Source organism: Streptomyces sp. MI02-7b (genome assembly GCF_033793585.1).
In the GTDB taxonomy this organism is placed as follows: Bacteria; Actinomycetota; Actinomycetes; order Streptomycetales; family Streptomycetaceae; genus Actinacidiphila.
Genome location: NZ_JARAWX010000006.1, coordinates 326,762 through 344,172, shown reverse-complemented (window position 1 = coordinate 344,172; position 17,411 = coordinate 326,762). Strand labels below are relative to the sequence as shown.

Sequence of the window (17,411 nt, the reverse complement as noted above, 5' to 3'; positions counted from 1 at the left end):
GATGCGACCGCACATCCGCGCCGCCCTGGAACGCTCCGCCGAACTCACCCGCAGCAACCGCCTGGTCGACGGCATGCGCATGGGGGAGGCCGCGATCAACCAGGCCACCGACGACGAACACCCCGAGATCCAGCAGTGGCTCACCGACCACGCCGCCGACTTCACCGGACAGGGGGACTGACGATGCCGCGCCCGAACCGCTTCTACGACGTGATCCGTATCGGCCCCGTGAGGGTCGGCAGCTACCACGACGGCCGTGGACGCACCCGCCACTCCGCCGCCTGCACCGCACCCGGCTGCGGCTTCTCCACCGACTACCGCGACCGCTCCGGCGCCGAACTCGCCGCCCGCACCCACCGCTGCCAGCCCTGACCACCAGAGAGGAGAGGAACCGTCATGCGCTACCCCGACGCGCAACTGCGGGCCAACCATCGCCCGTCCGAGCTGATCCCGCCCGGCGTCCACCCCGGACAGGTCGTCGTCATCCAGGCCGCGCCGCCGTCCTACGCCGGGAAGATCCTGCTCACCCTCACGGTCAGCGCCGGTACCGCCCTGGTGATCGTTGTCCTGGCCTTCGCATTCCAGACGATCGCCGCCGCCGCTGCTGCGGCCATCCCCACCGTGGGCGGGGCTTCCGTCTCGCTCCACCTCGCGCGCAAGCGCTGAACGGCCCCCGGGGCGGCTTCCGTCGCCAAACATCCGCCGTCCCGGGGACCACTGCCCCTTCCTGATCCAACAGACCCGAAAGGGACCCTCATCATGCCCCAGCACGCTCTGAGCCGGCCGGTCTGCCGCGACTGCGACGGCTTCCCCGTCGTCGCCATCACCACCGGCACCCGCCTGACTGATGGTTCCCGCGCCACGCTCCGTGTCGCCTGCCCGTCTTGCCACGGCACCGGCCACACCCTCTCCGCCCGCGTTCTCGCCCGGGTGGGGAGGTGATCGTCTTGACCGACTCCGCCACCGTGGCGGGTCTGGACCCGGCTACCCTCGCAGACCTCCTGCGGGTGGCCGGGTCGGACGGCTTCGACCGCTGGCAGGACCAGATCCGCCGCACTGGCGGCTGCTCCGACCCGATCCACCTGACCGGCTACACCAAGACCCTCGACCGGGCCACCGGCACCGTTCTCCACTCGTATTCGACGGACACCGAGCCCGGTGGATGGCTCCGCGTCGCGTGTGGCAACCGTCGCGCCTCCCGCTGCCCGGCCTGTGCCTGGACCTACGCGGGCGACACCTACCACCTGATCCGGGCCGGCCTCGTCGGCGACCCGACCAAGGGCACCCCCGAGACTGTGCGGGTGCACCCGAAGGTGTTCGCCACCCTCACCGCCCCCTCCTTCGGCCCCGTCCACAACCGCCCTGGCACGGGCGCCTGCCGCTGCGGCACAGCTCACTGCGAGGACGACTACGCGTTAGGCACGCCCCTGGACCCCGAGTCCTACGACTATGCGGGGGCGGTGCTGTGGAACAACCACGCCTCCGACCTATGGCGGTACTTCACCATCTACCTCCGCCGCGAGATCGCCGCCCGCGCCGGCCTCACCCAACAAGCCGCCCGCGAACAATGCCGGGTGTCCTTCGGCAAGGTTGCCGAGTATCAGCGCCGGGGCGCCGTCCACTTCCATGCCGTTGTCCGCTTCGACGGCCCGGACGGACCCGACTCCCTGCCCCCGCCGTGGGCGACCCTCGACCTGCTCACCGACGCCATCCACGCCGCCGCACGCCGCGTCGCCGTCCCCGTCCCCGCGGCCGGCGACCAGCCTGCGCGCACCCTCGGCTGGGGCACCCAACTCGACGTCCAGCCCATCCGCTCTGCCGACGCCGGCACGGACGGGGAGCTGACCGAGCAGGCCGTGGCCTCCTACGTGTCCAAGTACGCCACCAAAGCCGCCGAGACGACCGGCACCGTGGACCGCCGGGTGGGCAACCGCGAAGCCCTTGAACTCCTCGGCGTCCCCCCGCACCCGCGGCGGCTGATCGAAGCCTGCTTCGACCTCCACCGCCTCTACCCCGACCGCAAGCTCCTCGACTGGGCACACATGCTCGGCTTCCGCGGCCACTTCTCCACCAAATCCCGCCGCTACTCCACCACCCTCGGCGCCCTGCGCCAGGTCCGCGCCGACTACCGCGCCGCCCAACAACGCCAATCCCTCGGCCTCCCCGACCCCGACGACTCCCCGGAAGCCACCACGCTCGTCCTCGCCCACTGGGCCTACGCCGGCCACGGCCACACCCCCGGCGAATCCTGGCTTGCCGCCACCATCCACCGCGACATCCAAACCAACCGAGAAACCGCCCGCGAAGCCCTGCAAGACCTCCGCGCACAGGAAGGAGACGCAGCGTGAAGGACGAACTGATGACCGTTCCGCAGATCCTTGCCGAGTTGGGAGGCGTCTCACGCCGCACCTTCTATCGCTGGCGCGAACTGGGGCAGGGGCCCGACGCCTTCAAGCTGCCCAATGGGGAGCTGCGGGTCTGGCGAAGTGACTTCATGGCGTGGCTGCGCCGGCTGGAGGGGACCGCCGCGTGAAGTCTCTCGACGTGAAGGTGTGGGCCGTTCGCAAGCGGAACACCAAGACGCCTTCCTACAACGTGCGCTGGTCAGTGGGTGGCCAGGTCTTCTCCGATACGTTTCGGACCAAAGGGCTCGCCGAGAATTTCCGCTCCAAGATCCTGCGGGCGGCCCACGATGGGGAAGAGTTCGACTCTGGCAGCGGTCTTCCCGAGTCCATGGCTGAGAAGAAGTCCACGCTGACCTGGTACGACTTCGCGCTCAGGTATCTGGCTATGAAGTGGCCTCACGCCGCGCCGAATACGCGGGTTGGGATCAATGAATCGCTGGCAGCGGTAACCGTGACTCTTCTGGACGATCGTCTCGGCCGGCCGCCGGAGGAACTGCTCCGGAAGGCTCTACGGAACTGGGCATTCGTTCTGCCGGGGCCGAATGATCGGGAACTGCCTGCGGAGATCGCCAATGCGCTGCACTGGGTGTCAAAGGCATCACGCCCGCTGGCCGATCTCGGGGACCCGGTGATCGGCCGCGCCGTACTCGACTCCCTCAAGCTCAAATTGGATGGCACTGCCGCGGCGGCCGAGACCGTGCGCCGGAAGCGACGGACGCTCGTCAACGCCATGCATTACGCGGTCGACCTGGGCGCGTTTCCGGAGAATCCGCTCTCGGGCGTCCGGTGGCAAAAGCCCAAGGTTTCCAGCGAGGTAGATCCCCGGGTCGTCGCCAACCCTCATCAGGCCCGCGCCCTGCTGTGTGCCGTGTCGTACCTCGGCGGCTACCGACGCGCCCGCGGCCGGCGCCTGGTCGGCCTGTTCGCCGCGATGTACTTCGGAGGTCTGCGTCCGGCCGAAGCGGTCGGCCTCGCCGATACGGACCTCACCCTGCCCGCGACCGGATGGGGCTCTGCCCTGCTCCACCGCACTCGTCCCAGCGTCGGCAAGCAATGGACGGATTCGGGCGAGAGCCACGACGACCGCGGGCTGAAGAACCGGCCGGCTGAGGACGTACGGCGGGTGCCGATTCCTCCGCAGCTCGTGGCCATCTTCCGGGAACACCTCGACACCTTCGGGACGGCCAGCGACGGGCGCCTGTTCTTCAGCGAGGGCGGGGGAGTGGTCTCCTCGTCCTCCTACTACCGGGCCTGGCAGGAAGCTCGGCTGCTGGCGCTGCCGCCGGCCGTGGCCGCATCGCCGCTCGCCCGGCGGCCGTACGACCTACGGCACTCGGCGCTGTCGACCTGGCTGAACGCCGGCGTGGACGCCACCGAAGTTGCTGAACGGGCGGGCAACAGTGTGGAGGTGCTGCTGAGCCGGTACGTCAAGTGCATCGACGGCCGGCAGGAGGTGGCGAACCGCCGGATTGAGGACCTGCTGCGCGAGTACGAGTGACGATCCGCGGACTTCTGCGATCCTGGCCCCTGGACCTTTCCGGGGGCCTTCGCCGTTTTCGGGGGCTGACCTGGGCTGATGGCCCAAGATCCTGTCCACGTACTGTCCACAGACCCCGTCCTACGGCCACTTTTGGCGGCACACGCCTGCGCATACGCAAAGACCCCGCACTCAGCGTCTTGGCTGGTGGCGGGGTCTTTTGGCACCTCGTGCGAGGTGCCCCCGGCAGGATTCGAACCTGCGCACACGGCTCCGGAGGCCGTTGCTCTATCCCCTGAGCTACGGGGGCGTGTCGTCCGCCGTGGCGGTGACGGGTGAAACCTTACCAGTACGCAGGGGGTGACCGTGTACAGGGTTTCCCGGGGCGTCGGGCACGCGTCGGGCCCGACGCCCCGCCCGCGTCGCACCCGCGTCCGGCCCCCGCCGAGGGGCCGTCAGGAGGACGCCGAGAGGACCCCGCCCCCGCCCGCCCCACGTCCCCCGGTCGGGGAAGAAGTGGGGAAAACGCGGACGCATCCCATGTCGCGCGCCTAGGCTTCGCAGTGTGCCGGGCGCGTCCGGCCGGGTGCTTGTGGTCGACGACAACAAGGTCATCCGGCAGTTGATCAGGGTCAATCTCGAGCTGGAGGGCTTCGAGGTCGTGACCGCGGCCGATGGTGTCGAGTGCCTGGACGTCGTGCAGCGCGTGCGGCCGGATGTGGTCACCCTGGACGTCGTCATGCCGCGCCTGGACGGGATACGGACGGCAGCCCGCCTGCGCGCCGATCCCCGTACCCGCGACGTCCGCATCGTCGTGATCAGTGCCTGCACCCAGGCGGAGGTCGAGAGCGGTGTCGCCGCCGGCGTGGACGCCTTCCTCAGCAAGCCCTTCGAGCCCGGTGACCTTGTCCGTGTCGTCCGCGCGCTCGCCGACGTACCGGACAGACACGGAACCGGGGATGAGGAAGGCGCTCCCGCCGCCAGTCCCGGCAGTGCGTGACCGGCAGTGCGTGACCGGCAGTGCGTGACCGGCAGTGCGTGACCGGCGGCGCCTCACCAACAGCAGCTGACCGCCGCGCGTGACCGCCCGTGCCCGAGGGGTGAAACCGGTTCGCGTGGCCACCCCCCTCCTCGCCTAGGCTTGACAGCGTGACCCCCGCCGAGCTCTCCCGCACCGTGCTGAGCGCGGTGCGCCGTGCCGTCGAGGCCGGCGAGCTCCAGCTGGCGGGGCCCGTCCCGGACCGGGTCGTCGTGCGCCGGCCGCCCCGCCCCGGCTGCGGGGACTACGCCACCAACGTGGCACTGCAACTGGCCCCCCTCACCGGCGCCCCGCCCCCCGCCGTCGCCGACGTCATCCGGGGCCACCTCACCGCCCTCCCCGGCATCGCACGCGTCGACGTCGCCCACCCCGGGTTCCTCAACATCACCCTTGCGAGCGAGTCGTACGGCGCCCTCGTCGACCTCGTCCGCGCGCAGGGCCCCCGTTACGGCATCGGCCGCCACACCGCGCCCGCCCCGACCGCCCCCACCGGCGACGCCCGCGCCGACACCCTCGCCGCCGCCCTCCACCGGCTCCGCACCGCCACCGGCCTCACCCCGCCCGCCCGCCGGCCGCACCCCGTCCGGGAGACCGCGGACGAACTGCTCCGCACCCTCGGCCCCGACGCCACCGCCTGGGCGCTGCTGCGCCCGCCCGCCGAGGACGCCCCCCGCACCGACCCCGCCGAGCACCTCGCGCAGCGCGAGAGCAACCCCCTGTTCCGGGTCCGGTACGCTCACGCCCGGGCCCGGGCCCTGCTGCGCAACGCCCATGATCTGGGCATCGGCCCCGGTGCGGCCGAGGACCTCCGCCACCCCGCGGAGGCCGAACTGCTCGGCCTGATCGCCGACTTCCCCCGCACCGTGGAGGCCGCCGCCCGGCACGGCGCGCCGGACCGGCTGGCCCGGCACCTGGAGCACACCGCGGACGCCTTCCTCCGCTTCCACGACACGTGCCCGGCGCTGCCCAAGGGCGACGAGAAACCCTCGGCCGTTCACGGGAACCGGCTGGCCCTCGCCGACGCCGCCGGGACCGTGCTCGCCAACGGCCTGACCCTGCTCGGCATCAGCGCCCCCCGACACCTGTGAGAGCGAAGAGCACCAGACGATGAGCCGATCCGCACACCCCGCCGGTCCCCGTTACGCCGACGTCCTCCCCGAGGGCCACTACGCCGCGCCGCCCGCCGACCTCAACGTCCTCGACCCCCGCGTGTGGGCCCGGACCGTCACCCGGGACGCCGACGGCGTCGCCACCGTGGGCGGTCTGGACGTCCGGCACCTCGCCGAGGAGTTCGGCACCCCCGCCTACATCCTGGACGAGTCCGACTTCCGGGCCCGCTGCCGTGCCTGGCGCGAGGCCTTCGGCGACGGCGCCGACGTCTTCTACGCCGGCAAGGCGTTCCTGTCCCGCGCCGTGGTGCGCTGGCTGCACGAGGAGGGCCTGAACCTCGACGTCTGCTCGGGCGGCGAACTGGCGGTGGCGCTCTCCGCGGGGATGCCCGCCGGGCGCATCGCGCTGCACGGCAACAACAAGAGCGGCGAGGAGATCCACCAGGCCGTCGAGGCCGGGGTGGGGCGCATCGTGCTGGACTCGTTCCAGGAGATCGTCCGGGTCGCGGACGCCGCGCAGCGCCTGGGCAGGCGGCAGCCGGTGCAGATCCGGGTGACCGTGGGCGTGGAGGCGCACACCCACGAGTTCATCGCCACCGCCCACGAGGACCAGAAGTTCGGCTTCTCCCTCACCGGCGGCGACGCCGCCGAGGCGGTGCGCCGCGTGCTGCGCCTGGAGTCGCTGGAACTGGTCGGCATCCACTCCCACATCGGTTCGCAGATCTTCGACACCTCGGGCTTCGAGGTGGCCGCGCACCGCGTCATCGGCCTGCTGAAGCAGATCCGCGACGAGCACGGCGTGGAGCTGCCCGAGATCGACCTCGGCGGCGGCCTGGGCATCGCGTACACCGCGGACGACGACCCGCGCGAGCCGCACGAGATCGCCAAGTCGCTGGGTGAGATCGTCGCCCGCGAGTGCCGGGCGGCGGACCTGGCCGCGCCGCGGCTGTCGGTCGAGCCGGGCCGGGCGATCGTCGGCCCGACCGCGTTCACCCTCTACGAGGTGGGAACGATCAAGCCGCTGGAAGGGCTGCGCACCTACGTCAGCGTGGACGGCGGCATGTCGGACAACATCCGCACGGCGCTGTACGACGCCGAGTACAGCGTCGCGCTCGTGTCGCGCAGCAGCGACGCGGAACCGATGCTCGCGCGCGTGGTCGGCAAGCACTGCGAGTCGGGCGACATCGTCGTGCGCGACGCCTTCCTCCCGGCCGACCTGGCGCCCGGCGACCTGCTGGCGGTGCCCGCGACGGGGGCGTACTGCCGCTCGATGGCGAGCAACTACAACCACGCGCTGCGGCCGCCGGTCGTCGCGGTCGGGGACGGCGCGGCGCGGGTGATCGTCCGGCGTGAGACGGAGGAGGATCTCCTCCGTCTCGACGTCGGCTGACGTGGAATCTCACGGAGAAGGGGACTGGTCTCGCGATCCGGACACGGCGTGGAATCTCCCGTCCGGTGCGTGAGACTGGGACCGTCCAAAGAGCTCGAAAGAGCCGAAAACGCGAAGCGAGGTCGGATGATGCGAACGCGTCCGCTGAAGGTGGCGCTGCTGGGCTGTGGTGTGGTCGGCTCAGAGGTGGCGCGCATCATGACGACGCACGCGGACGACCTCGCCGCGCGCATCGGGGCGCCCGTGGAGCTCGCGGGCATCGCGGTGCGCCGCCCGAACCGGGTGCGCGCGGGGGTGGCGCCGGAACTGCTGACCACGGACGCGACGGCCCTGGTCAAACGCGGGGACATCGACGTCGTCATCGAGGTCATCGGCGGCATCGAGCCCGCCCGCTCGCTGATCACCACCGCCTTCGAGCACGGCGCGAGCGTGGTCTCCGCCAACAAGGCGCTGCTGGCCGCCGACGGCACCGCGCTGCACGCGGCGGCCGTCGAGGCGGGCGTCGACCTCTATTACGAGGCCGCGGTCGCCGGCGCGATCCCGCTGATCCGCCCGCTGCGCGAGTCGCTGGCCGGCGACCGGGTCGACCGGGTGCTCGGCATCGTCAACGGCACGACCAACTTCATCCTCGACAAGATGGACTCCACGGGCGCCGGCTACTCCGAGGCGCTGGACGAGGCCACCGCGCTGGGTTACGCCGAGGCCGACCCGACCGCCGACGTCGAGGGCTTCGACGCGGCCGCCAAGGCCGCGATCCTGGCCGGTATCGCCTTCCACACCCGGGTGACCATCGGCGACGTGCACCGCGAGGGCATCACCGAGGTCACCGCGGGCGACATCGCCTCGGCCAAGGAGATGGGCTGCACGGTCAAGCTGCTGGCGATCTGCGAGCGCAGCGCCGACGGCAGCTCGGTGACCGCCCGCGTGCACCCGGCGATGATCCCGCTGACGCACCCGCTGGCGAATGTGCGCGGGGCCTACAACGCGGTCTTCGTCGAGGCCGCCGCCGCCGGCCGGCTGATGTTCTACGGTCCCGGCGCGGGCGGCTCGCCGACCGCCTCCGCGGTGCTGGGCGACCTGGTGGCCACCTGCCGCAACAGGCTGGCGAACACCACGGGACCGGGGGAGTCGGCCTACGCGCGGCTCACCGTGCGCCCGATGGACGACGTGGTCACCCGGTACCACATCAGCCTGGACGTGGCCGACAAACCGGGTGTTCTGGCCCAGGTGGCCACGGTCTTCGCCGAGCATCAGGTGTCCATCGACACGGTCCGCCAGCAGGGCCGGGAGCAGAGCGGCGGCGCCGACGACGGACGCCTGGCCGTCGACGGCGGCGAGGCGTCCCTCGTCGTCGTCACCCATCGCGCACCGGACGCCGCACTCGCGGCCACCGTCGAGGCCCTGCGCAAACTCGACACCGTACGGGGCGTCGCCAGCATCATGCGCGTCGAAGGGGAGTGATCCAGCGATGAACACAGTCTCCGCCGTCCGCGGCCCGGCCACCCACCAGTGGCGCGGCCTCATCGAGGAGTACCGGGAGCGGCTGCCGGTCACCTCGCGGACCCCGGTGGTCACGTTGCTGGAGGGCGGCACACCGCTGGTCCCCGCCCCGGTGCTGTCCGAGCGCACGGGCTGCGACGTGTACCTGAAGGTCGAGGGCGCCAACCCCACCGGTTCCTTCAAGGACCGCGGCATGACGATGGCGATCTCCAAGGCCAAGGAGGAGGGCGCGCAGGCCGTCATCTGCGCCTCCACGGGCAACACCTCCGCCTCGGCGGCCGCCTACGCGGTGCGCGCCGGCATGGTGTGCGCGGTGCTGGTGCCGCAGGGCAAGATCGCGCTCGGCAAGATGGGCCAGGCGCTGGTGCACGGCGCCCGCATCCTGCAGGTGGACGGCAACTTCGACGACTGCCTGGACCTCGCGCGCGGACTGTCGGACAAGTACCCGGTGGCGCTGGTCAATTCGGTGAACCCGGTGCGCATCGAGGGGCAGAAGACCGCCGCGTTCGAGATCGTCGACGCGCTCGGCGACGCCCCCGACATCCATGTGCTGCCGGTCGGCAACGCGGGCAACATCACGGCCTATTGGAAGGGGTACCGCGAGTACTCCGCGGACGGCGTCTCCACCCGCAACCCGCGTATGTGGGGCTTCCAGGCGCTGGGCGCGGCCCCGATCGTGCTCGGTCACCCGGTTCTGAAGCCGCAGACCATCGCCACCGCGATCCGGATCGGCAACCCGGCGTCGTGGCGGTACGCGGAGGAGGCGCGGGACGAATCCGGCGGCCTCATCGACTCGGTGACGGATCGTCAGATTCTCTCCGCCTACCGGCTGTTGGCCGCCCAGGAGGGCGTCTTCGTCGAGCCAGCCTCCGCCGCGAGCGTCGCGGGGCTGCTCAAGGCGGCCGAGGAGGGCAAGGTCGACCCGGGCCAGCGCATCGTCTGCACCGTCACCGGCAACGGCCTGAAGGACCCGGGCTGGGCGGTGGAGGGCGCCCCGCAGCCGATCGTCGTCCCCGTCGACGCCGACGCGGCGGCCGACCGGCTCGGGCTGCACTGACACGTCCGGCAGCAGGGGCGCACGGACCCGCTCGCGACACGCATCACGCGCTGTCCGTGCGCCCTATGTCGCGGCAGAACCTTCCTTCGATAGGCTGGCTTCACACCGGCGTCACCGAACGCCGTTCCGGCCCATGCCAATGGCACCGTCCCCCGCGGGGGACGGTCCTGGTACGGTCCCCCAAGTCCCCGCCCCCGTACGGCAACGATGCCCTCGTGCCGCGGGGCGGAACGCACTTGAAGCAAGGAGAGTCATCGAACGATGGCCGGACCCGCCTTCCGCGCCGCCGCCGTCCGAGTGCGCGTCCCCGCGACCAGCGCCAACCTCGGACCGGGCTTCGACGCCTTCGGCCTGGCCCTCGGGCTCTACGACGACGTCGTGGTCCGGGTGGCCGACTCCGGTCTGCACGTCGACATCGCCGGCGAGGGCGCGCAGACGCTCTCCCGCGACGAGAACCACCTGGTCGTACGGTCCCTGCGGACCGCCTTCGACCTGCTGGGCGGCCAGCCGCGCGGCCTGGAGGTCGTCTGCGCCAACCGCATCCCGCACGGCCGCGGCCTCGGCTCCTCCTCCGCCGCCATCTGCGCGGGCATCATGGCCGCCCGCGCGGTGACGATAGGCGGCCAGGACCGGCTCGACGAGGCCGCCGTACTGGAGCTGGCCAACGAGATCGAGGGCCACCCCGACAACGTCGCCGCCTGCCTGCTCGGCGGCTTCACCCTCGCCTGGACCGAGTCCGGCTCCGCGCACGCCGTGCGGATGGACCCGGTCGAGTCGGTCGTCCCTGTGGTCTTCGTGCCGTCGAGGCCGCTGCTGACCGAGACCGCCAGGGGACTGCTGCCGCGCACCGTTCCGCACGTGGACGCCGCGGCCAACGCGGGACGTGCCGCACTGCTCGTCGAGGCCCTGACCAGGCGCCCCGAGCTGCTGCTCCCCGCCACCGAGGACCGGCTGCACCAGGAGTACCGGGCTCCGGCCATGCCCGAGAGCGTGGCCCTGGTGAACCTGCTGCGCGCCGAGGGCGTCCCCGCCGTCATCTCCGGTGCGGGACCGACGGTGCTGGCGCTGGCGGCGGAGGACACCGCCGACAAGGTCTCCCTGCTCGCGGGGGAGGGGTGGGCGGCCAATCGCCTGACCCTCGACGCGGCAGGGGCGAGTGTGCTGCCACTTGCCGTGGGGCAGTGACACGATTGCCGGTCGAAGAGAGGGGGAATGTTTGGTGGATCGGGTAGTGTTAATCTCATTGCTGCACTCGCGGACTCAGGTACTCAACCACTGTTCCTGTTGTCCGGGTGCTCTGTGTCCCGCATCGGGACCGCCATTCTTCCGGGAGCCTCCCACACCGCATAGGCAGCCTGCCTGAGCAGTGCCGAGCACGCTCCGGAGTCGGCGCGGGTGACATTTCACCCGAGAGTGAACTCTCACCTCGCCGGAACTGTGTATTGAACTCGTTCCATCTCATTTCTCCGCCATCAGGCGGACCACCGCCCCGAATCCGGCAGTCATATGGACCGGATCCGGACAGCACAACCGGTCGCCGAGCCAGACAGGCCGACGTCCGCTCCAGGGAAGGACCCTTCGTGAGCGACACCACCGATCTGATGGGCGTACGCGCAGACAGCCCTGTCGCCGCGTCCGATGCTGCCGCGCCTGCCACCGGTGCTGCCACTGCCCCCGCCGCGCGGCGTCGCCGCGCGGGTACCGGTCTGGAGGGCATGGTTCTCGCCGAGCTGCAGCAGCTCGCCTCCGGTCTGGGCATCAAGGGCACCGCGCGGATGCGCAAGAGCCAGCTCATCGAGACCATCAAGGCCGCGCAGTCCGGCGGCGCCAAGGCCACTGCCGGCGAGAGCGCCGAGCCCGCCGCCGACAAGCCGAAGCGCCGCGCCACCTCGCGCACCCGTACGGGTGAATCCGGCGAGGCCCCGGCCGCCACGGGCGCCGAGCAGCAGCCGAAGCAGATCGAGATCCCCGGCCAGCCGGCCGGCGAGAAGGCCGCTCCGGCGGTCAAGGCGGAGCAGTCCGCCGACGGCCGGGGCGAGGGCCGGGCCGACGCCCGGGCCGAGGCCGCGGCCGACACGGCCGAGGGCCGTTCGGGCGGCGACGCCAGGGGCGGCGAGGACCGCCGCGAGAGCCGCCGCGACCGCCAGCGCGACCGTCAGCGCGACCGCCGCAAGGGCGGCGAGGACGGTGGCCCGCAGCGTCAGCAGCAGGGCGGCGGCGGCCAGCAGGGCCAGCAGCAGCACCAGCAGCAGGGGGGCGGCGGCCCGCAGGGCGGACCGCAGGACGACGACGAGTTCGACGGCAGCGGCCGTCGGCGCCGGGGCCGTTACCGCGACCGCCGCGGGCGCGGCAGCAACCGCCGCGAGGACTTCGCGAGCGAGCCGCAGGTCGCCGACGACGACGTCCTGATCCCGGTCGCGGGCATCCTGGACATCCTCGACAACTACGCGTTCATCCGGACCTCCGGCTACCTGCCCGGCCCGAACGACGTGTACGTCTCGCTCGCCCAGGTCCGCAAGAACGGACTGCGCAAGGGCGACCACGTCACCGGTGCCGTCCGGCAGCCGAAGGACGGCGAGCGCCGCGAGAAGTTCAACGCGCTGGTCCGCCTGGACTCGACCAACGGCATGGCCCCCGACTCCGGCCGCGGGCGGCCGGAGTTCAACAAGCTGACGCCGCTCTACCCCCAGGACCGGCTCCGCCTGGAGACCGACCCGGGCGTGCTGACGACCCGGATCATCGACCTCGTCGCGCCGATCGGCAAGGGCCAGCGCGGTCTGATCGTGGCCCCGCCGAAGACCGGCAAGACCATGATCATGCAGGCGATCGCCAACGCGATCACCCGCAACAACCCCGAGTGCCACCTGATGGTCGTCCTCGTCGACGAGCGTCCGGAAGAGGTCACCGACATGCAGCGGTCGGTGAAGGGCGAGGTCATCTCCTCGACCTTCGACCGTCCCGCCGAGGACCACACCACCGTCGCCGAGCTCGCCATCGAGCGCGCCAAGCGACTGGTGGAGCTGGGCCACGACGTCGTCGTCCTGCTGGACTCCATCACCCGTCTGGGCCGCGCGTACAACCTCGCGGCGCCCGCCTCCGGCCGCATCCTGTCCGGTGGTGTCGACTCGACCGCGCTGTACCCGCCGAAGCGCTTCTTCGGTGCCGCGCGCAACATCGAGGACGGCGGCTCGCTGACCATCCTGGCCACCGCGCTGGTCGAGACCGGCTCGCGCATGGACGAGGTGATCTTCGAGGAGTTCAAGGGCACCGGCAACATGGAGCTCAAGCTCGACCGGAAGCTCGCCGACAAGCGGATCTTCCCGGCGGTCGACGTCGACCCGTCCGGTACCCGCAAGGAGGAGATCCTGCTCGCTCCCGACGAACTGAGCATCGTCTGGAAGCTGCGCCGGGTGCTGCACGCGCTCGACTCGCAGCAGGCGATCGAGCTGCTGCTGGACAAGATGAAGCAGACCAAGTCCAACGCCGAGTTCCTGATGCAGATCGCGAAGACGACCCCGGGCACGAACAACGACTGACGCCCGGACGCAACGAAGGGGCGGGTCCCGGCACTTGGGTGCCGGGACCCGCCTCTTTTCCGGTGGCCGCCGGCGAGGCCGCACACGGCGCCCCGGGGCCCCGGCGGGGCCGGCCCGGCCGCCCGGTGGGGGCCGACCGTGTGGCTCTTGGACCACGGGTCCCGGCGCGTCCTGGGACAGGGCGCACCGGGACCCGCTGTCATGGCTGGTGTGCACGATCGCGAGGAACCCCGAGGCGTCCCCGGACGTCTCCCAAGAGGGGACATTTCGTCCCATGCCCGATGACCACGACCACGGGGGGCACCCGAAGCCACGACGAGCCGACGAGAACTGAGGACCTCATGGCCCACGAGGCGGACCACGGACGCAGGACGTCATCGCGGCGGCGCAGAAGCGCCCGCGGCCGCGCCCTGCGCATCACGGCCTGGGGCGTGGCGACCGTCCTGCTGCTCGCCACGGCGGCGGTGGGCTGCCTGTACCTCAAGCTCAACGGGAACATCCGCGGCATCGACATCAACGCCCTGCTGGGCCGGGACCGGCCCCGCGACGTCGACAACGGCTCGATGGACATCCTCGTCCTCGGCTCGGACTCCCGGTCCGGGGCGAACGCGAAGGCCGGCGGCGGCCAGGACGACGGCACGGCCCGTTCCGACACCGCGATGATCGTCCACGTCTACCCCGGCCACCGCAGGGCCTCGGTGGTCAGCATCCCCCGTGACACCCTCGTGGACCGGCCCTCCTGCGCCAAGCCCGGCGGTGGCACCGCGCCCGCCGTGTCGAACGAGATGTTCAACGAGGCGTACGCGGTCGGCGGCCCGGCATGCACGGTCAAGACCGTCGAGACGATGACCGGCATCCGCATGGACCACTACATCGAGATCGACTTCACCGGCTTCCAGCGGCTCATCGACGCCCTCGGCGGGGTCAGCGTCACCACCAGCCGCGCGATCAGCGACAACGAGAGCCATCTGCACCTGCCGGCCGGCACCCACCATCTGAACGGGAAGCAGGCCCTCGGCCTGGTCAGGACCCGGCACGGGGTCGGCGACGGCAGCGACCTGGGCCGGATAAGGCTGCAGCAGGCCTTCCTGAAGGCCCTGGTCGACCGGGTCGACAGCATCGGGGTGCTGGGCTCCCCGGCCCGGCTGTACAAGATCGCCAGCACCGCCACCGGCGCCATCACCACCGACTCCGAGCTGGCCTCGGTCAAGAAGCTGGTCAACCTGGGGGAGAGCCTGAAGGACCTGGGCTCCCGGCACATCTCCATGGTCACCATGCCCGTGCGCTACGACCCCGCCGACCCCAACCGGGTCGTGCCGCTGACCGCCCAGACCGAGCGGGTGTGGGCCGCGCTGCGGGCCGACCGCCCCATCCCGCGCTCGGCCACCAAGGGATCGGCCGGTGACGAGGTGGACACCGGCGGTGTCGTCCGCAGCACCCCGCAGGCCCGGGACGGCGGCGCGGAATAGTTCCGGGCCGTCCCCGGTTTGGGGAGATGCGGCCAGTCCTGGCAGACTGGTACGTCGGCCCCGGTTCACGTGACGCAAGCCCGTGCCACGACCCGGGACCCTCCCGATCACTAGGAGTTTCCCTTGAAGCGCGACATCCACCCGGAGTACGTCGAGACCCAGGTCAGCTGCACCTGTGGCAACTCGTTCACCACTCGTAGCACCGTGGGCGGCGGCGTCATCCGTGCCGACGTCTGCTCTGCGTGCCACCCGTTCTACACGGGCAAGCAGAAGATCCTCGACACCGGTGGCCGCGTGGCCCGCTTCGAGGCCCGCTTCGGCAAGGCGGCCGGGTCCGCCAAGAAGTAGCGACCCGAAAGCGCCGGTCCACGGCTGCCCGGATACCCTCCGGCGGCCGGACCGGCGCTTTGTCGTCCCAGGCTGGTTCACCGGCGTCCACCCATTCGCAGAGCAGGGATCCTGATGTTCGAGGCGGTCGAGGAACTGATCGGCGAGTACGCCGACCTCGAGAAGAAGCTTGCCGACCCCGGGGTCTTCTCGGACCAGGCCAACGCGCGCAGGCTCAACAAGCGCTACGCCGAGCTGACCCCCATCATCGGCACGTACCGGGGCTGGAAGCAGACCGGCGAGGACATCGAGACGGCCCGCGAACTCAGCGCCGACGACCCGGACTTCATCGCCGAGGTCAAGGAGCTGGAGAAGCAGCGCGAGGAGCAGACCGACCGGCTGCGCCTGCTGCTCGTGCCGCGCGACCCCAGTGACGACAAGGACGTGATCCTGGAGGTCAAGGCGGGCGAGGGCGGCGAGGAGTCCGCGCTGTTCGCCGGCGACCTGCTGCGCATGTACCTGCGCTACGCCGAGCGCGTCGGGTGGAAGACCGAGATCATCGACGCCAACGAGTCCGACCTCGGCGGCTACAAGGACGTCCAGGTCGCGGTGAAGACCAAGGGCGGCAACGGCGCCACCGAGCCCGGACAGGGCGTCTGGGCCCGGCTGAAGTACGAGGGCGGGGTGCACCGCGTGCAGCGGGTGCCCGCGACCGAGTCGCAGGGCCGCATCCACACCTCCGCCGCCGGCGTGCTGGTCACCCCGGAGGCCGAGGAGGTCGAGGTCGAGGTCAACGCGGGCGACCTGCGGATCGACGTCTACCGCTCCTCGGGACCCGGCGGCCAGTCGGTCAACACCACCGACTCCGCGGTGCGCATCACGCACCTGCCGACCGGCATCGTCGTCTCCTGCCAGAACGAGAAGAGCCAGCTCCAGAACAAGGAGCAGGCGATGCGCATCCTGCGCTCCCGGCTGCTGGCCGCCGCGCAGGAGGAGGCCGAGCGCGAGGCCTCCGACGCCCGCCGCAGCCAGGTGCGCACGGTCGACCGCAGCGAGCGCATCCGCACCTACAACTTCCCGGAGAACCGCATCTCCGACCACCGCGTCGGGTTCAAGGCGTACAACTTGGACCAGGTCCTCGACGGTGACCTCGACGCGGTCATCCAGGCGTGCGTCGACGCCGACTCGGCTGCCAAGCTGGCCGCCGCGGGCGACGGAAGCTGAACCGGAGGCGACAAGTGAACCTGCTGCTCGCCGAGGTCGCGCAGGCGACCCAGCGGCTGGCCGATGCCGGCGTGCCCTCGCCGCGCTTCGACGCCGAGGAACTGGCGTCGTACGTGCACGGCGTCAAGCGCGGCGCCCTGCACACGGTCGCCGACGGGGACTTCGACGCCCGCTACTGGGAGGCCGTCGCCCGCCGCGAGGCCCGCGAGCCGCTGCAGCACATCACCGGCCGGGCGTTCTTCCGCTACCTGGAACTCCAGGTGGGGCCGGGCGTCTTCGTCCCGCGCCCGGAGACCGAGTCCGTGGTGGGGTGGGCCATAGACGCCGTGCGCGCCATGGACGTCGCCGAGCCGCTCATCGTCGACCTGTGCACCGGATCGGGCGCCATCGCGCTCGCCCTGGCACAGGAGGTGCCGCGCAGCCGGGTGCACGCCGTGGAGCTGTCCGACGAGGCCCTGGTGTGGGCCCGCAAGAACGTCCAGGGCAGCAAGGTCGACCTGCGGCAGGGCAACGCCCTGGATGCCTTCCCCGACCTCAACGGCCAGGTGGACCTGGTGATCTCCAACCCGCCGTACATCCCGCTCACCGAGTGGGAGCACGTGGCGCCCGAGGCCCGTGACCACGATCCGGAGATGGCGTTGTTCTCCGGCGAGGACGGCCTCGACACCATCCGCGGCATCGAGCGCACCGCGCACCGGCTGCTGCGGCCCGGTGGCGTCGTCGTCATCGAGCATGCGGACACCCAGGGCGGCCAGGTGCCCTGGATCTTCACGGAGGAGGCCGGCTGGGCGGATGCCGCCGACCACCCCGACCTGAACAACCGCCCCAGGTTCACCACTGCCCGAAAGGCGACGCCGTGAGCACGGCGCCGCACGTCA

Annotated in this window: 17 protein-coding genes, 1 tRNA gene and 1 pseudogene; 18 read left to right on the top strand and 1 reads right to left on the bottom strand. The window is 71.5% G+C overall.

What is annotated here, in order from left to right; translation table 11 throughout:
• Window position 1 precedes the first annotated feature (1 nt).
• The 7 genes from PV364_RS12675 (at window position 2) to PV364_RS12645 (ending at window position 3,903) form a co-directional block, all read left to right on the top strand.
• On the top strand, window positions 2-181 hold the full coding sequence (locus tag PV364_RS12675; protein WP_319659980.1) for a hypothetical protein: 180 nt from the start codon (window positions 2-4) through the stop codon (window positions 179-181).
• 2 nt (window positions 182-183) lie between these two features.
• On the top strand, window positions 184-372 hold the full coding sequence (locus tag PV364_RS12670) for a mobile element transfer protein (protein WP_089225140.1): 189 nt from the start codon (window positions 184-186) through the stop codon (window positions 370-372).
• Window positions 373-396: 24 nt separating this feature from the next.
• The gene (locus PV364_RS12665; protein WP_319659979.1) at window positions 397-666 is read left to right on the top strand and encodes a hypothetical protein; all 270 of its coding nucleotides are present in this window, start codon (window positions 397-399) and stop codon (window positions 664-666) included.
• Window positions 667-759: 93 nt separating this feature from the next.
• Window positions 760-942, top strand: a complete 183-nt coding sequence (locus PV364_RS12660) for a hypothetical protein (protein WP_319659978.1) — start codon at window positions 760-762, stop codon at window positions 940-942.
• 5 nt (window positions 943-947) lie between these two features.
• Complete coding sequence (gene repSA / locus PV364_RS12655; RefSeq protein WP_319659977.1) at window positions 948-2,348, top strand: replication initiator protein RepSA; 1,401 nt, start codon at window positions 948-950, stop codon at window positions 2,346-2,348.
• A gap of 11 nt (window positions 2,349-2,359) precedes the next feature.
• The gene (locus PV364_RS12650) at window positions 2,360-2,533 is read left to right on the top strand and encodes a helix-turn-helix transcriptional regulator (RefSeq protein ID WP_179279879.1); all 174 of its coding nucleotides are present in this window, start codon (window positions 2,360-2,362) and stop codon (window positions 2,531-2,533) included.
• The gene (locus PV364_RS12645) at window positions 2,530-3,903 is read left to right on the top strand and encodes a site-specific integrase (RefSeq protein ID WP_319659976.1); all 1,374 of its coding nucleotides are present in this window, start codon (window positions 2,530-2,532) and stop codon (window positions 3,901-3,903) included. Before PV364_RS12650 ends, PV364_RS12645 begins: the two co-directional genes overlap by 4 nt.
• A gap of 217 nt (window positions 3,904-4,120) precedes the next feature.
• Here the strand turns inward: PV364_RS12645 and PV364_RS12640 are convergent.
• Window positions 4,121-4,192 (bottom strand) — tRNA-Arg (locus PV364_RS12640).
• A gap of 230 nt (window positions 4,193-4,422) precedes the next feature.
• Between PV364_RS12640 and PV364_RS12635 the strand changes: the two are divergent.
• From PV364_RS12635 to prmC, 11 genes and pseudogenes are all read left to right on the top strand, one after another.
• Window positions 4,423-4,882, top strand: a pseudogene (locus PV364_RS12635) (response regulator).
• Window positions 4,883-5,031: 149 nt separating this feature from the next.
• Window positions 5,032-6,009, top strand: a complete 978-nt coding sequence (gene nrtL / locus PV364_RS12630) for an ArgS-related anticodon-binding protein NrtL (protein ID WP_319659974.1) — start codon at window positions 5,032-5,034, stop codon at window positions 6,007-6,009.
• A gap of 19 nt (window positions 6,010-6,028) precedes the next feature.
• On the top strand, window positions 6,029-7,420 hold the full coding sequence (gene lysA / locus PV364_RS12625; RefSeq protein ID WP_319659973.1) for a diaminopimelate decarboxylase: 1,392 nt from the start codon (window positions 6,029-6,031) through the stop codon (window positions 7,418-7,420).
• A 126-nt stretch (window positions 7,421-7,546) separates the two neighbouring features.
• A complete protein-coding gene (locus PV364_RS12620) occupies window positions 7,547-8,881 on the top strand; it encodes a homoserine dehydrogenase (RefSeq protein WP_319659972.1) in 1,335 nt (444 codons plus the stop codon).
• A 7-nt stretch (window positions 8,882-8,888) separates the two neighbouring features.
• Window positions 8,889-9,977 (top strand): threonine synthase, encoded by a 1,089-nt coding sequence (gene thrC, locus PV364_RS12615; RefSeq protein WP_319659971.1) that lies wholly within the window; start codon window positions 8,889-8,891, stop codon window positions 9,975-9,977.
• Window positions 9,978-10,238: 261 nt separating this feature from the next.
• Window positions 10,239-11,162: a homoserine kinase gene (gene thrB, locus PV364_RS12610; RefSeq protein WP_319659970.1), complete on the top strand. Its 924-nt coding sequence runs from the start codon at window positions 10,239-10,241 to the stop codon at window positions 11,160-11,162.
• Between the two features lie 395 nt (window positions 11,163-11,557).
• Window positions 11,558-13,513, top strand: a complete 1,956-nt coding sequence (gene rho, locus PV364_RS12605) for a transcription termination factor Rho (protein WP_319659969.1) — start codon at window positions 11,558-11,560, stop codon at window positions 13,511-13,513.
• Window positions 13,514-13,854: 341 nt separating this feature from the next.
• On the top strand, window positions 13,855-14,982 hold the full coding sequence (locus tag PV364_RS12600) for an LCP family protein (RefSeq protein ID WP_319660057.1): 1,128 nt from the start codon (window positions 13,855-13,857) through the stop codon (window positions 14,980-14,982).
• A gap of 123 nt (window positions 14,983-15,105) precedes the next feature.
• On the top strand, window positions 15,106-15,330 hold the full coding sequence (gene rpmE, locus PV364_RS12595; protein WP_319659968.1) for a 50S ribosomal protein L31: 225 nt from the start codon (window positions 15,106-15,108) through the stop codon (window positions 15,328-15,330).
• 114 nt (window positions 15,331-15,444) lie between these two features.
• On the top strand, window positions 15,445-16,533 hold the full coding sequence (prfA, locus tag PV364_RS12590; RefSeq protein ID WP_319659967.1) for a peptide chain release factor 1: 1,089 nt from the start codon (window positions 15,445-15,447) through the stop codon (window positions 16,531-16,533).
• 14 nt (window positions 16,534-16,547) lie between these two features.
• Window positions 16,548-17,393, top strand: coding sequence for a peptide chain release factor N(5)-glutamine methyltransferase (gene prmC, locus PV364_RS12585; protein ID WP_319659966.1), 846 nt, complete (start codon window positions 16,548-16,550; stop codon window positions 17,391-17,393).
• The last annotated feature ends 18 nt before the right edge of the window (window positions 17,394-17,411 follow it).

Excerpts from the sequence above, each read along its gene's own strand:
- PV364_RS12675 (WP_319659980.1), top strand. The coding sequence starts at position 2 with ATGCGACCGCACATCCGCGCCGCCCTGGAACGCTCCGCCGAACTCACC.
- PV364_RS12670 (WP_089225140.1), top strand. The coding sequence starts at position 184 with ATGCCGCGCCCGAACCGCTTCTACGACGTGATCCGTATCGGCCCCGTG.
- PV364_RS12665 (WP_319659979.1), top strand. The coding sequence starts at position 397 with ATGCGCTACCCCGACGCGCAACTGCGGGCCAACCATCGCCCGTCCGAG.
- PV364_RS12660 (WP_319659978.1), top strand. The coding sequence starts at position 760 with ATGCCCCAGCACGCTCTGAGCCGGCCGGTCTGCCGCGACTGCGACGGC.
- PV364_RS12650 (WP_179279879.1), top strand. The coding sequence starts at position 2,360 with ATGACCGTTCCGCAGATCCTTGCCGAGTTGGGAGGCGTCTCACGCCGC.
- lysA (WP_319659973.1), top strand. The coding sequence starts at position 6,029 with ATGAGCCGATCCGCACACCCCGCCGGTCCCCGTTACGCCGACGTCCTC.
- PV364_RS12620 (WP_319659972.1), top strand. The coding sequence starts at position 7,547 with ATGATGCGAACGCGTCCGCTGAAGGTGGCGCTGCTGGGCTGTGGTGTG.
- thrC (WP_319659971.1), top strand. The coding sequence starts at position 8,889 with ATGAACACAGTCTCCGCCGTCCGCGGCCCGGCCACCCACCAGTGGCGC.
- thrB (WP_319659970.1), top strand. The coding sequence starts at position 10,239 with ATGGCCGGACCCGCCTTCCGCGCCGCCGCCGTCCGAGTGCGCGTCCCC.
- PV364_RS12600 (WP_319660057.1), top strand. The coding sequence starts at position 13,855 with ATGGCCCACGAGGCGGACCACGGACGCAGGACGTCATCGCGGCGGCGC.
- prfA (WP_319659967.1), top strand. The coding sequence starts at position 15,445 with ATGTTCGAGGCGGTCGAGGAACTGATCGGCGAGTACGCCGACCTCGAG.